Raw genomic sequence first — 13,446 nt, forward strand, 5'->3', positions numbered from 1 at the left:
GCGAGATCAGTCGCCCGGCGTGAGGCCGGCAACCAGGTTGAAGGCGCCGGTGAGAATGTTCAGCGACACGACCCCGACGACATCAGAGATCTCACGGTCGCAGTACCCGTATCCCCGAAGCTCGTCGATCTGCTCGTCGGTGATCGACGCAGGCTCACGGTAGACCTGGAGGCCGAGCGCGATCATCGCCGCGACCGGGCCGGTCATCGCCGTACCCTGCTGGGCGAGTGCGATCTCGTCATCGCTGACCCCGAGCGATCGTGCCGCGCTGATGTGCGAGGCCAGGCACATTCCGCATCCCTGCTGCGACTGCACGGCGATCGAAACGAGCTCGCTGACCTTGCGGTCGAGCTTGGCGCGACGCATGGCTTTGCTCAGCTGGAGATAACCGCCGAGCACCGCCGGGGAGTGCGCCATCGTCGAGACCATGTCTCCGACCTCGCCGTGCCGCTCGACGAGATCGCCGAGCAAGTCTCGTGAGGCCCCCACTGCGGTCTCAGGGGTCAATCGGGAAAAACGGGGCATGATGCCTCCTTCGTCAGTTCGGTCGCGAGTTCGAGGTGGGAGAACCCGCACGAATGCGTTCCTGCTGCTGATGCTCGGCATGGAAGATCGCAGCCTCAGCCAGCGCCCCGGCATGCACACCGGTCAATAGGTAGAAGTCGCCGGACTCGCGTCGCTGCCGACTCACAATCCCGGCCGACTCCAGACGGTCAAGCTCGTGGGAGGTCTGGTCGATGGGAAGGTCGACCATGTCCGCCAGGTGATTGGCAGAGGCCTCGATGTCGCGAATGGCGAGGATCATCTTCACTCGCACCGGATTCGCCAGCAACGCGAAGACTTCGACCGCCGCATCCAGGTGCGGTGTGTCATACGTGGCGTGCGCGTGTTCAGCCTCTCTCATAGTCACCAATCTTACCCATTACCCCTATGGGGTATCAAGTATCATCCGATTGGTGTGAAGGACTCGGAGACGCGTGGCCGGGTGCGGCGGATTGAGGTGAGGCCAGAGACGACGGGCCCGCGCAGGAGCACGTGTCCAGTCGGGAGGGTCAACCGCGTCCAACGGCCGGCGGTGGAGATCGCGGCCTCTCCTCCGGCGCTGAGGAACCCGAACACGTAGGCGGCGAACGCGACGCCTTGCGGCAGCGACGAGAGGGCTGTGTCCGGGGTGCCCCAGACCATGCCCCGGATCTTGCGGACGACATCGTCGCCGGGTTTGTCGGGAAGTGCTTGGGCGACGGCCTCGATGCCGGCACGGGCGCTACGCATCAGCGTCAGACTGGACACAACCGCAATGTGTCTCCACCCGTGTTGCGGGGGTTCGACGCTGGTCCAGGTGGGTGCCAGCGAGGTCTCCGGCAGTTCGAGGGCCAGGGGGTCGACGGTCGCGGTCAGGGTTTCGACGGTGACGTCGCACTGCAGCTCGGCGTCGGAGCGGAGCGTGCGAAGGACGAGGATCGTAGGGGTGCGGTCGAGCGGACCACGGGGCGTTAGCGCAGCCGCACTCATGCACAGCAGCCCGGCCGCGGCCTGCAAGCGCACGCCGTGGGCGCCGGCCCACGCGGCCCGTTGAGCGAAGGTGAGCGCATCGCGGGCGGACGGCGCGTCGGCGAGGATCAGGCGCGCTGGCATCGTGAGGGTTTGTGCCCGCCGTGTCCTGGAACGCGGCCGTCGGGGTCCGAGATCAGGAGCGCACGAGCCGGTTGATGGCGTCCGTGGCTTCCTGGATCTTCTCGACGGCCGCCTCGTCGCTGAGCTTCGCTGCATCGAGCACGCAGTGCTTGAGATGATCGTCGAGTAGACCGGTCGCGACCCCCTGGAGGGCGCGGGTCAGGGCGGATACCTGGGTGAGGATGTCGATGCAGTATTTCTCCTCATCGATCATCTTCGCGATCCCGCGGGCCTGACCCTCGATGCGCTTCATGCGGCCGAGGTAGCGCTCCTTGTCGCTGATGTATCCGTGCTGATGAGGATCAGTGTCGACAGACATGGGCATGTCCTTACTTCTGGCGTTCCAGGACGGAACGCGTGCTGGCTTCGGGTGTGAGGTCGATGCGCCGCAGGAGTTGGGCGTTGAGCGCAACCACCACGGTGGAGGCCGACATCAGGATCGCGCCGATCGACATTGGCAGGACGAATCCCACCGGTGCCAGGATACCGGCCGCAAGCGGCACGGAGATGAGGTTGTAGCCGGCTGCCCACCACAGGTTCTGCTTCATCTTGCCGTATGCGCGTCGTGAGAGCTGGATGATCGAGAGCACCGACCGGGGGTCGGAGCTGGCGAGGATGACCCCGGCCGAGGCGATGGCGACGTCGGTGCCGGCGCCGATCGCGATGCCGACGTCGGCCTGGGCCAGTGCCGGGGCGTCGTTGACGCCGTCGCCGACCATGGCGACCTTCTTGCCCTCGTGCTGCAATTGGGCGACCTTGGCGGACTTGTCCTCGGGGCGGACGCCGGCGAAGACGCGGTCGATGCCGAGCTCCTTGCCGACCTCGTTCGCCACTGCCTCGGCGTCGCCGGTGATCATGACGACCTCGACGCTCAGGGCGTGGAGGGCGTCGACGGCGTCGCGGGATTCGGGGCGGACCTCGTCGGCGAGCTTGAGGCCGCCGACCACCTGGCCGTCGCGGAGGACGTGCAGGATGATCGCGCCCTCAGAGCGCCATTCCTCGGCTGTGCCGACCTCGTCCTGGCCGGTCTCCTCAAGCAGCCGGGGGCCGCCGACGCGGACCTCCTGGCCGGCGACGGTCGCGGTGACTCCGACGGCGGGCGAGGATGAGAAGCCGCTGGCCTGCTGAAGGGCGAGTCCCTTGTCCTTGGTGGCGGTGACGATGGCCTTGGCGAGCGGGTGCTCGCTGTCGGCCTCGGCCGAGGCCGCGAGGGCGAGGACCTGGTCGGCGTCGAGGTCGCCGGTCGGTTCGACGCCGGTGACGGTGGGCTCGCCCTTGGTCAGTGTGCCGGTCTTGTCGAAGAGCACTGCGTCGACCTGCCGCATGGACTCCAGGGCGAGGCGGTCCTTGACCAGCACGCCGCCGCGGGCGGCGCGCTCGGTGGCGATGGAGACCACGAGCGGGATCGCCAGGCCGAGGGCGTGGGGGCAGGCGATGACGAGCACGGTGATTGTACGGACCACGGCCTCGTCGGGCATGCCGATGAGCGTCCAGACGACTGCGGTGACCAGCGCCGCGCCGAGGGCGAACCAGAACAGCCAGGCCGCGGCCTTGTCGGCGATCCGCTGGGCGCGGGAGGAGGAGTTCTGGGCCTCGGTGACGAGCCGGTTGATGCCGGCCAGGGCGGTGTCGTCGCCGGTGGCGGTGATTTTCACCCGCAGGCCGGAGTCCGTGGCGACGGTGCCGGCAGTGACTGTCTCGCCCTCGCCCCGAGAGACCGGGCGGGACTCGCCGGTGATCATGGACTCGTCCATGTCGGCGCGGCCGTCGACGATGGTGCCGTCGGCCGGGACGCTGCCGCCGGGACGCACGATCACGACGTCGCCCACGTCGAGGTCGGCTGGGGCCACCTTAACGACGTTCTCGCCCTCAACGCGCTCGGCCTCGTCGGGCAGCAGTTCCGCCAACGAGTCGAGCGCCGAGGTGGTCTGGGCCAGGGAGCGCATCTCGATCCAGTGGCCCAGCAGCATGATCACGATCAGCAGCGCCAGCTCCCACCAGAACTCCAGCTCGTGATGGACGAGCCCGAGGGTCGCGGCCCAGGAGGCGAAGAAGGCCACCGTGATCGCCAGAGCGATGAGCAGCATCATCCCGGGCTTGCGGGACTTCAACTCGCTGACTGCGCCGGTGAGGAAGGGCCTGCCGCCCCAGACGTACATGACGGTGCCCAGTACCGCGGCGACCCAGCCCGCCCAGCCGGGGACCTCGTAGCCCAGCAGCATGGCGAACATCGGCGAGAGGGTGACCGCGGGGATGGCGATGACGAGGTTGATCCAAAACAGCCGGCGGAACTGGCCAACGTGATCACCGTGACCGCCATGGCCGCTGTGATCTCCGTGGCCACCGTGCTGGGCGTGCTCACCGTGGCCGCCGTGCTCGTCGAGGCCCGTGTGGTCTGAGTGCTGCCCGTGGTCCATGGCGTGGCCCTGGTGCCCGGTGTGCTGACCCTCGCGCGTGCCGTGCGCCTCCGCCGAGGCGTGCGCGGACACAGACCCGTGGTGATGCTCGCCGTGAGCGGGTGCATCGGTTCCGTGACCGTGGTGCTGGTGTGAGTTCGGGTCCGTCATCGTTCCCCTCCTCCGTCATCGAGCCATGCCGATTGCCGCTCACCCGGTCGCCGGGCAAGCGAACGTCGGCTCAGGACGCTGGTTGGATCTCGCTCTCGACGACCCACTTGTGGTTCGTCATCTTCATGCCGTCCGTCTCGTAGTCGACCATGTAGACCGTCTCATCGGTGGACGAAGCGATGGTGGCCGTCGCACCCTCCATGCCCTCCATGTGCTCGGCGAGCAGCGTCACCTCTGTGCCATCGGCCAGGCGCTCGTCGCCGGCATCCTCGATTTCTTCCTGCACGACCCACTTGTGGTCCGTGACGGGGGCGCCGCCACCTGCGGGCGTGTAGTTCACGGAGTACGTGTACGTGTCGAATGCGCCGGAGATCGTCGCCGTCGCACCGTCCATGCCTTCCATGTGGTCGGCCGTGAGCTGTACCTCTGTGCCGACCGGGTAGGCGGGGTCGCTGGCTTCGGCGATACCCTCGGGTGCCGGTCCGCCGTCCATCGGGTGCTCCATCGAGTGATCCATCTCCTCATCACCGCTTTCTGCGTTGTCGCCGCCGTGGCCCTGATGCTCCTCAGTAGCCGAAGGGTCGGCCTGCTGGTCTTCGTCTGCTCCGCTGCCGCAACCGGCGAGCACGAGTGTCACTCCGAGCGCTCCTGCTGCCAGCCCTGCTCGCAGTCTCCTCTGCATGTCAGCTCCTTTCATCAACATGCCTACCTTATACCCCCAGGGGGTACTAGTCAAGGATCGCGCGTTGTACCGGTGTGGATAGATCGAATTGTCCTTCTCAGAGGGACTGCTCATGTTGGATGGGCAATGCGGCGATGAGGGGATGGTCGAAGCCCGCCGGTCCGATCTTCGCGGCTCCACCGGGAGAACCCAATTCGTCGAAGAACTCGACGTTGGCCTTGTAGTAATCAGACCATTCGTCGGGCAGGTCGTCTTCGTAGTAGATGGCCTCGACGGGACAGACCGGTTCGCAGGCTCCGCAGTCAACGCATTCGTCGGGATGGATGTAGAGCGAGCGTTCGCCCTCGTAGATGCAGTCGACAGGACATTCGTCGATGCAGGCGCGGTCCTTGACGTCCACGCAGGGAAGCGCGATCACATAGGTCATGGCTGCTCTTCTCGGTCGGGTGCGGATCGGCGGTGAGAGTCAGTGGGAGGCTCGGGGAGGTCGTCAGTCTCTGCCGGGCCTGCGACCGCCTGCGGGATGCGCAGGCGCAGGACGGTGGCTGCAAGGCTGAGGGCGATGATGATCGCACCGAGGATTGTCATGGTTCCTGACAGGGTGAGCACCGGCACGAGCAACCCGGCGACAATGGTGGGCACACCGAATGCGAGGTAGGCGACCGTGTAGATCACAGCCATCACGGCGGCGCGTTCCGACGATGCCGTGTGGGGCATGAGTGTGCGCAGCACCCCGAGGAACGCTGTGCCGAACCCGGAACCGACGATCGCGACCGACGCGACGTAGGCCGGGTAGGAACCGAGTGCGAGGGCGCCGATGCTCACTGCGGTGCCGAATGCCAGGGCGCTGGTCGCATACAGGCTGATGGTGCGGGCGGAACGCCGCTGCAGGACGGACGAGGCGGTGACTCCGGAGATCGCCAGTGCGAAGATGACGATGCCCGCGTGGGTGTGCGTGGAGCCCCCGAGCTCACTGCCGACGAGGCCGGCTCCGAGCGCGAGGAAGAGTCCGTTGGTCGCCCACCCAGCGATGATCGCGGGCACACCGGCGGTGAACATGCGGCGCAGGTGCGGTGGCACGGTGAACCGCGGGCGGAGGTCGCCACGTCGTAACCGGGTCTTGGGGACCAATTCCGGTGTGATCCACACCGTCGCTGCCACGATGAGGAAGGCGAGCACGAGCAGGCCGAAGACCGCAGCTGTCGGTTCGGGGGTGAGATCGAGGAGAAGCGCAGCACCGAGTGCCCCGGTCCCGAGACCGATCATCGGCCCGATCGTGTTCCACAGGGCTGCGATGTTCGGATGCGACGGCGGCTCGAAGTCGATCATCATCGCCGACAGGGCCGGGATGAGCAGACCCGCTGCGAGCCCTTGCAGAGCGCGTGCGACCAGGAGTGTCGCGAGGCCGCCGGCGAACCAGAACATGGCCAGGCTCAGTGCCAGCGCCAGGGAACCGGCGGTTACGACCGGACGTCTGCCGATGTAATCGGAGAGCGGTCCGAGGTAGAGCAGCGCGGCCAGGAGGGTGAAGGTGTAGACCGCGAATACGAATGTGGTGGCGACGGGAACGAGCTCGAGCCGTTCGGCGATCTGGGGGTAGAACAACGACGGCGCGCTGGCAGCCGCCATCATGAGAATGGTCGCTGCCAGCGAGAGCAGGAAGCCCCGCCGTGGGATCTGCCTGGTACAGTCTCCCGCCATCGCCTAGGCCTGCACGCCGTGGAGCTGCTGTCCCCACTGGTAGACGGTGCCGACCGCGTCGATGCCGGTGACGCCGACGACCATACCGTCGGTCTCGTGGCGGACGATGAACTCCTCGCCGGCTTCCAGGTAGGTGTTTGTGCCGGCCGTGTACCCGACTCCGGAGATCATCTGACCGTAGACCATCGCCATGTAGGGGCTGCGTGGCAGGTAGGTGCTCGGATCGTCGCTGATGCCGAGGTCGTGCAATGCGGCCTGTGCGGCGTGCGCACCCTGCGCGGCGGCGTCTTCCCAATGGTCGATGCGCCAGGCGCCCAGTGCTTCGTCGTGATGCGTGGCCACACCTCCAGCGGCGTAGACGTGGTCTGCTGCGGCGCGGAGGTGATCGTCGACGTCGATGCCGTTCGTCCACGGTGACGGGGCTGCGGGCGTCGTGCCGAGCGCAACGAGGAGGAAGTCGGCCACAATAGGATCGCCGTCGTCGAGGGTGATGGCGACACCGGATTCTGTTTCGTCGACATGCTGGAGAGTGCGACCGAATCGAGTCTGCACCTTGGCGGCATGGTCGGCGGCGAGGCGTTCAGCCACGGGCGCCCCAAACGCTCCGATGCCGGGAACGGAACTGCGAGAGACCAGCGTGACCATGTGTCCGTCGGCTTGCAGCGACGAGGCGGTCTCGGCTGCGATGATTCCGCCGCCGTAGATCGCCACGCGCGCCGGCCGTCCCAGGCCGGTCAGCAACTTTCGGATGCCGAGGGCATCCTCCACGGAGTGAAGAGCGGTGACCCTCCCTTGTCCGGCGTCGTCGCCGAACACGTCAGCGGGCAGGGAACGGGGCATGCTCCCGGTCGCGACGATGAGCGCGTCGTAGGAGACCTGTGCGCCGGAGGTCAGCCGGACCTGCTTCGCCGAGGTGTCGACTTCGAGCACGGTGTCGGCGATGACCTCGATCTGAGGCAGCGGGAGCTTGATCATCTCCGGCGGTGTCGGACCGAACGCGATTCCCTTGATGAGCATCCGCGTATAGGGCGTCTCCCCGGTGCGGGTCACCAGCGTCACCCGGACATCGTCGCGTGAGGCGAGAGTGCGGGTGGCTGCGGCCCCGGCTGCTCCCGAGCCGAGGATGAGGACGTGCTGGGTGGTCATAGAGGAACTCCTGGGCTGCTGGTCGTGGTCGAACTGGTGCGTCGGCGTCAGGAGCGAACGAGGCGGGCGATGGCCTCGGATGCCTCGCCGAGCCTCTGCTCGCTGACTGGTCCGCCGGCGACTGCGGCGTCGAGGACGCAATGCTTGAGGTGATCGTCGAGCAGGCCGAGGGCGACGTTCTCGAGTGCCCTGGTGGCTGCGGAGATCTGGGTGAGGATGTCTATGCAGTAGCGGTCCTCGTCGACCATCCGATCAATGCCGCGGATCTGGCCTTCGAGGCGTCGCAGGCGATTGCGGTACTTCGTCTTGTCGCTGATGTATCCGTGGTCGGACGCGTCGCCGTCGCCTCCTGCGGGGTAGGTGTCGAGGTGGGTTTCGGTGGTGGGGGTCGTAGTGGTCATGTCGGTTCGCTCCGATCAGGTGGCGGGGTGCCGCAGCGGTGCCGCGGCACCCCGCACGCTGGTGGATTACGCCATGTTGGCGGCGTACTTGGCCGGATCCGAATCGAACGCGGGGCCGCAGCCGGCGCAGCAGAAGTAGTAGCGCTCGCCGTCGAAGTCGCGGTAGAGTCCGGCGGCTTCGGCGGTCTTCTTGCTGACCGGGGTTCCGACCATGACCGGGCAGGTGGTCATGTCATCGGCTCCCCCGCCGAGCAGGTTCTCGCGTCCACCGTTCTCGGCGGCGGGGTTAGTCTCGTTCGTGCTGCAGCAGCTGCTCATTCTCTGGTGTTCCTTCGTTGTTGGATTCGTGTGGATGGGTGGGTTCTCGTTCGTCACTTCGTGGCGACGCTCTTGAACCCGCGCAGGCGGAGGCTGTTGCCGACGACGAAGACGCTGGAGAACGCCATCGCCGCGCCTGCGAGCATGGGGTTGAGCATGCCCAGCGCTGCGACCGGGATCGCGGCGGTGTTGTAGGCGAATGCCCAGAACAGGTTGGTCTTGATCGTCGACAGGGTCTTACGGGACAGACGGATCGCGTCGACCGCGGCCCGCAGATCACCGCGGACCAGGGTGATGTCGGAGGCCTCGATCGCGACGTCGGTGCCGGTGCCCATCGCCAGGCCCAGGTCGGCCTGCGCGAGCGCGGGGGCGTCGTTGACGCCGTCGCCGACCATCGCGACGATCTTGCCCTCGGATTGAAGACGGGTGACGACGTCGACCTTGTCCTTGGGCAGCACCTCGGCGATAACCTCCTCGATGCCGACCTCGGCGGCGATCTGGCGGGCCACGGCCTCATTGTCACCGGTGAGCAGCACCGGGGTCAGGCCGATCTCCTTGAGCCCGCGGATCGCCTCTGCGCTCGTGGGCTTGACGGTGTCGGCGACGACGAGGATGCCGCGCGCAGCACCGTCCCAGCCGATCGCGACGACCGTCTTGCCTTCACCCTCGGCCTGAGCCTTCGCCTGTGCGACCTCCGGAGAGAGCTTCTGCGACCAATCGGCCAGCAGCGATTCGCGTCCGACGACGACCGGGGTGCCCTCGACGATGCCCTGCACGCCCTTGCCCTCGACATTGGCGAAGTCTTCTGGCGTGGGCAGCTGGCCGACTTCCTGGGTGGCGCCCTTGGCGATCGCCTGAGCGATCGGGTGCTCCGAGGAGTCCTCCAGCGCACCCGCGAGGCGCAGCAGCTCGGCACGGTCCACACCGGCTTCGGTGATCACATCGGTAAGGGTCATCTTGCCGCTGGTGACGGTACCGGTCTTGTCGAGCACGACGGTATCGACCTTGCGGGTGGACTCCAGCACCTCCGGGCCCTTGATGAGGATGCCCATCTGCGCCCCGCGGCCGGTGCCGACGAGCAGCGCGGTCGGAGTCGCGAGCCCGAGCGCGCAGGGGCACGCGATGACGAGCACGGCGACCGCTGCGGTGAACGCGGCGGCGACGGGGAATCCGCCTCCCAGCCAGGCGCCGAGGGTGATGAACGCGACGACGATGACGATCGGCACGAACACGCCGGAGATCTTGTCGGCCAGACGCTGCACCTCGGCCTTGCCAGTCTGCGCGTCCTCGACGAGCTTCGCCATCTGCGCAAGCTGCGTGTCCGAGCCGACACGGGTCGCCCGCACGACAAGGCGGCCGCCCGCGTTGACGGTGGCACCGGTGACCGAGTCGCCCTCGCGGACCTCGACCGGTACGGACTCGCCGGTGAGCATGGAGGCGTCCACCGCGGAGGAGCCGGAGGTCACGATGCCGTCGGTGGCGATCTTCTCGCCCGGACGAACGATGAACTCGTCGCCGACCTGGAGGTCAGAGGTGGGGATCTTCACCTCAACGCCGTCGCGGAGCACGGCGACTTCCTTCGCGCCGAGCTCCAGGAGGGCGCGCAGCGCGGCCCCGGCCTGGCGCTTGGAGCGCTTCTCGAAGTAGCGGCCGGCGAGGATAAACATCGTCACGCCCGCGCCAACTTCGAGATAGATGTTCGCCGCGCCATCCGAGGGAGCGATCGTGAACTCGAACGGGTGCGTCATCCCGGGTGTGCCAGCGGTTCCGAAGAATAGTGCGTAGACGGACCACAGCAGTGCGACCGAGGTGCCCATCGAGATGAGTGTGTCCATCGTCGCGGTGCCGTGCTTGAGGTTCGTCCATGCGGCCTTGTGGAACGGCCAGGCTGCCCAGATGATCACCGGGGCGGCAAGCGCGAGCGAGGCCCACTGCCAATATACGAACTGCAGTGCGGGGATCATGGCCATGGCGATCACGGGAACCGTGAGCACAATGGCGCCGACTAGCCGATGGCGCAGCGAGGTGAGCTCAGTGTCTTCCTCCTCCCCGGCCTCGGTCTCCGACGTGTTCGCCGTGGTGTCCTTGGGCTTGGGCAGCGCAGCCGTGTAGCCGGTCTTCTCGACCTCGGCGACCAGCAGTGCCGGATCGTAGCCGGCAGGCACGGTGACCTTGGCCTTCTCCGTGGCGTAGTTGACCGTGGCCGCGACGCCGTCGAGCTTGTTCAGCTTCTTCTCGATCCGGTTCGCACAGGAGGCGCAGGTCATCCCGCCGATCTCCAGCTCGATGTCCGGCCCACCGGTGGGGGGCGCTGATGTGCTCATCCTCTTCCTTCTCTCTTCAGCTCTCGTGCGACGCCAGTCCCTGCGGGTCAGTGGCCGTCGGTATGCGAATCGTCTGTCTGCGAGCCGTCACCATGCTTGGCGTCGATCACGAACTCGGCGGTGTGCACCTGCCCGTCGACCTGGAAGTCCAGGTAGAGCAGGTAGCGGTCGGCGGTCGGGGCCTCCGCTGCGAATCCGATCTCGGGTCCGGCCGTGTCCCCGGCCTGGGGCTCGTCGCCCTCGGCGTGGACGTGCAGGTAGGCGAGGTCGCCTTCGCGCAGCGCCACCAGGTGACCGAACGCGCCCAGGTAGGGCTCCAGCGTGGTCACCGGCTCCCCGTCGCGCTCGACCGAGATGGTGAGCTCGCTTGAGGTGCCCGCAGTGAGGTCGCCGTTCAGGGAGACGGTGTATCCGTCGACCTCGTCGGTGATCTGAGCCTCGGTCTCGACGGGGGTGAAGTCGCCCGCCACCTCGACGGCGCGAGTCAGGGTGATGCCTTCGGCTCCCTCGCCCGCGGGTGTGAAGTCGGCGTACACGCGGTAGGTGCCGGCTTCGTCCCAGGTCCACGGCACCGACCAAGTGCCTGTGCTCGTGTCGAGTTCGGGGTGCACGTGCTGGAAACCGGTACCATCGGTGCGAACGGCGATCAGATGCAGGTCCTTCTCGTGTGCGGTGGTGTACTCGGTCACCGCTTCGCCAGACTCGTCGAGGATCTGGAAGCTCAGCTTTCCATCCTCGCCTGCAGCCGTGGGAGCCTGGACCGGGGAGAGCACGAAGCCGTCCGCGCTTGCGGAGACCCCGTTCAGAGCGGGCTCCGCAGTTTCCTGCGCAGCGCCGCCGTGCCCTTCACCGTGTGTGTTCACGTCACTTCCTTCTGCCCATGCTGCTACGAAGCTGTCGGGAATGACGGCGCCGGCGAGGCCGAAGGCCCCGCCGAACGCCACCACCAACCCGGCCCCGTAGAGCGCGAGCCGTCCTCCGGCCTTCATCAGACGCGCACCGCCGAGTAGCCGGCCTCCTCGACCGCCGCGAGGACCTTGGCATCGTCGATCTCGCCCTCGGAGGTGACGTTGAGCTTGCCGGTCTGCGCGCTGACCTGGATGTCCTGGACGCCGGGGATCTCGCCGACCTCCTCGCGGATCGACATCTCGCAGTGCCCGCAGGTCATGCCCGTCACCTGGTAATCGTTCGAAGCCATCAGGTATCCTCCTTCTATGCAGTAGTACCCCTACCGGGTACGTGTACAAGTCAACGGTATACCCCTGGCAGGTATTCCGCAAGAAGGGAGGCGATCGTGTGAGCCGCATCGCAGATGTGCTGCGGGCAATGGTTGGAGCGTCCGAGGTGAGCCTCGTGGCGCAACGATGCTGCGGGGCGACCCGCTGGGCGGTGTCGCTGCGCGTCGGAGAGTAGTGAGCCCCGGCCTTATGAGAACCGTGGACTGCCTTGCCGCGTCGGCGAAGGCAGTGACGACCGGTACGGGCCGGACACCCACCAAACGCCGATCAGTCGCTGGTGCTCATGGTACGAAGCCGGCCGTGCCAACTCGATTCGCAGGCGTTCGAGATTGGTGAGTGGATCAGACGAATCCCAGCTGGAGTGCGCAGTTACGCCGGAGACAGTTAGCGGCTCCTGTGCTGCGCATTGGCATATCCCTCTGGTCGCGGACACACGCACGATGCATAGGCCTGTCGGTCCGATGGTCTACGACTGCCTCAAGATCGTGTTCATCCGATCGGGATCGGCGATCATGTTCAGCGAGTTCGGTCGTCAGGCAGTCAACGTCGGTGACGCAATTCTCCTTGGCCCGAACGTGCTGTTCAGCAGCGAGCCCGAAGAACTCGTCACGTTCACCTCGATCTACGTCGATACCGATTTCGCTCTCGATCAGTTCTTCTGGCAGCACTCTGCGGTGCTGCATGACCGGCTTGAAGCGCCCAGCTTCGCGGAGAAGGTCTACTCTGAACCTGCGCAGATCCTGCGGCTCGGCAGAGATCGGGCCGGGATGGTTGTGCCGTGGCTGGACGAGATGGTGGCCCTCAGCGTTGAGGAGCAATTCCGAGAGAGATTCAATCGACTCCAGGCACTCTGGTTCGCCGTCATGGATGTGCTCGGACCATTCATCCGCGTCTCGCCTGTGAGGCTGACACCGTTGCAGCGGGCGCGCTCGCGTCCGGTGCTGCCGCGCAGTCGTCGGTTTGCTCCACTGCGTCGTGAATCGCTGCTCGCTCGTGAAGCTCTCCACGAGAACATCGCACATCCATGGACGCTTGGTGAGCTGGCCGAGACTGTGCGGTTGTCCCCGCAGCAGCTGACTCGCGTGTTCGCTGAGGCGTTCGGGAAGACCCCGATCGCCTATCTGACGATGCTGCGTGTTCAGGAGATGGCCCGGCTGCTGCGCGAAACCGATCTCCCCGTTGCCCGCGTCGGCCGGCGGGTCGGGTGGTCGAGCCGGTCGCGGGCGACGGAGGCGTTCATCGAGCACATCGGGCTCAGCCCGAGCCGCTATCGGGCCATGCGCCCCGTTGGTGAAGAACGCCCGCTGTAGGGGCAGTCGCGTCCGGGAAATCATCACTTCGTCCGGCGTCCGACCGTACTTGACCTCCGCTCGCCCAGTAGGAGAGCCGTCGCTG

15 protein-coding genes are annotated in these 13,446 nt (G+C 66.7%); 1 reads left to right on the plus strand and 14 read right to left on the minus strand.

Features of this window, described 5'->3' with window-relative positions; genetic code table 11:
• Positions 1-6: 6 nt before the first annotated feature.
• The 14 genes from Bequi_RS02475 to Bequi_RS02540 all read right to left on the minus strand — a co-directional run bounded on the left by Bequi_RS02475 (position 7) and on the right by Bequi_RS02540 (position 12,011).
• The gene (locus Bequi_RS02475; protein WP_075866893.1) at positions 7-525 is read right to left on the minus strand and encodes a carboxymuconolactone decarboxylase family protein; all 519 of its coding nucleotides are present in this window, start codon (positions 523-525) and stop codon (positions 7-9) included.
• 13 nt (positions 526-538) lie between these two features.
• Positions 539-904, minus strand: a complete 366-nt coding sequence (locus Bequi_RS02480) for an ArsR/SmtB family transcription factor (protein WP_075866894.1) — start codon at positions 902-904, stop codon at positions 539-541.
• A gap of 41 nt (positions 905-945) precedes the next feature.
• Complete coding sequence (locus Bequi_RS02485; protein WP_075866895.1) at positions 946-1,635, minus strand: DUF8185 domain-containing protein; 690 nt, start codon at positions 1,633-1,635, stop codon at positions 946-948.
• A 52-nt stretch (positions 1,636-1,687) separates the two neighbouring features.
• On the minus strand, positions 1,688-1,993 hold the full coding sequence (locus Bequi_RS02490; RefSeq protein WP_047117867.1) for a metal-sensitive transcriptional regulator: 306 nt from the start codon (positions 1,991-1,993) through the stop codon (positions 1,688-1,690).
• A 10-nt stretch (positions 1,994-2,003) separates the two neighbouring features.
• Entirely contained in the window at positions 2,004-3,905 is a 1,902-nt protein-coding gene (locus Bequi_RS02495; protein WP_226283133.1) for a heavy metal translocating P-type ATPase, read from the minus strand.
• A 406-nt stretch (positions 3,906-4,311) separates the two neighbouring features.
• A complete protein-coding gene (locus Bequi_RS02500; protein WP_075866896.1) occupies positions 4,312-4,923 on the minus strand; it encodes a YdhK family protein in 612 nt (203 codons plus the stop codon).
• A 97-nt stretch (positions 4,924-5,020) separates the two neighbouring features.
• The gene (gene fdxA / locus Bequi_RS02505) at positions 5,021-5,350 is read right to left on the minus strand and encodes a ferredoxin (protein ID WP_075866897.1); all 330 of its coding nucleotides are present in this window, start codon (positions 5,348-5,350) and stop codon (positions 5,021-5,023) included.
• Positions 5,347-6,624, minus strand: a complete 1,278-nt coding sequence (locus Bequi_RS02510) for an MFS transporter (RefSeq protein ID WP_226283131.1) — start codon at positions 6,622-6,624, stop codon at positions 5,347-5,349. Before Bequi_RS02510 ends, fdxA begins: the two co-directional genes overlap by 4 nt.
• A 3-nt stretch (positions 6,625-6,627) precedes the next feature.
• On the minus strand, positions 6,628-7,770 hold the full coding sequence (locus Bequi_RS02515) for an FAD-dependent oxidoreductase (RefSeq protein WP_084451526.1): 1,143 nt from the start codon (positions 7,768-7,770) through the stop codon (positions 6,628-6,630).
• Positions 7,771-7,817: 47 nt separating this feature from the next.
• Positions 7,818-8,171: a metal-sensitive transcriptional regulator gene (locus tag Bequi_RS02520; RefSeq protein ID WP_084451524.1), complete on the minus strand. Its 354-nt coding sequence runs from the start codon at positions 8,169-8,171 to the stop codon at positions 7,818-7,820.
• A 66-nt stretch (positions 8,172-8,237) separates the two neighbouring features.
• Complete coding sequence (locus Bequi_RS02525; RefSeq protein WP_075866898.1) at positions 8,238-8,489, minus strand: YHS domain-containing protein; 252 nt, start codon at positions 8,487-8,489, stop codon at positions 8,238-8,240.
• A 53-nt stretch (positions 8,490-8,542) separates the two neighbouring features.
• Positions 8,543-10,813 carry a heavy metal translocating P-type ATPase gene (locus Bequi_RS02530; RefSeq protein ID WP_084451522.1) on the minus strand — a complete coding sequence of 757 codons (2,271 nt, stop codon included), beginning with the start codon at positions 10,811-10,813 and terminating at the stop codon, positions 8,543-8,545.
• Between the two features lie 47 nt (positions 10,814-10,860).
• Positions 10,861-11,676, minus strand: a complete 816-nt coding sequence (locus Bequi_RS02535) for a hypothetical protein (RefSeq protein WP_083669154.1) — start codon at positions 11,674-11,676, stop codon at positions 10,861-10,863.
• A gap of 125 nt (positions 11,677-11,801) precedes the next feature.
• A complete protein-coding gene (locus Bequi_RS02540; protein WP_075866900.1) occupies positions 11,802-12,011 on the minus strand; it encodes a heavy-metal-associated domain-containing protein in 210 nt (69 codons plus the stop codon).
• 501 nt (positions 12,012-12,512) lie between these two features.
• Between Bequi_RS02540 and Bequi_RS02545 the strand changes: the two genes are divergently transcribed.
• A complete protein-coding gene (locus Bequi_RS02545; protein WP_075866901.1) occupies positions 12,513-13,361 on the plus strand; it encodes a helix-turn-helix domain-containing protein in 849 nt (282 codons plus the stop codon).
• Positions 13,362-13,446 lie beyond the last annotated feature (85 nt).

It is taken from the genome of Brachybacterium equifaecis (assembly GCF_023509525.1).
GTDB lineage: Bacteria > Actinomycetota > Actinomycetes > Actinomycetales > Dermabacteraceae > Brachybacterium > Brachybacterium equifaecis.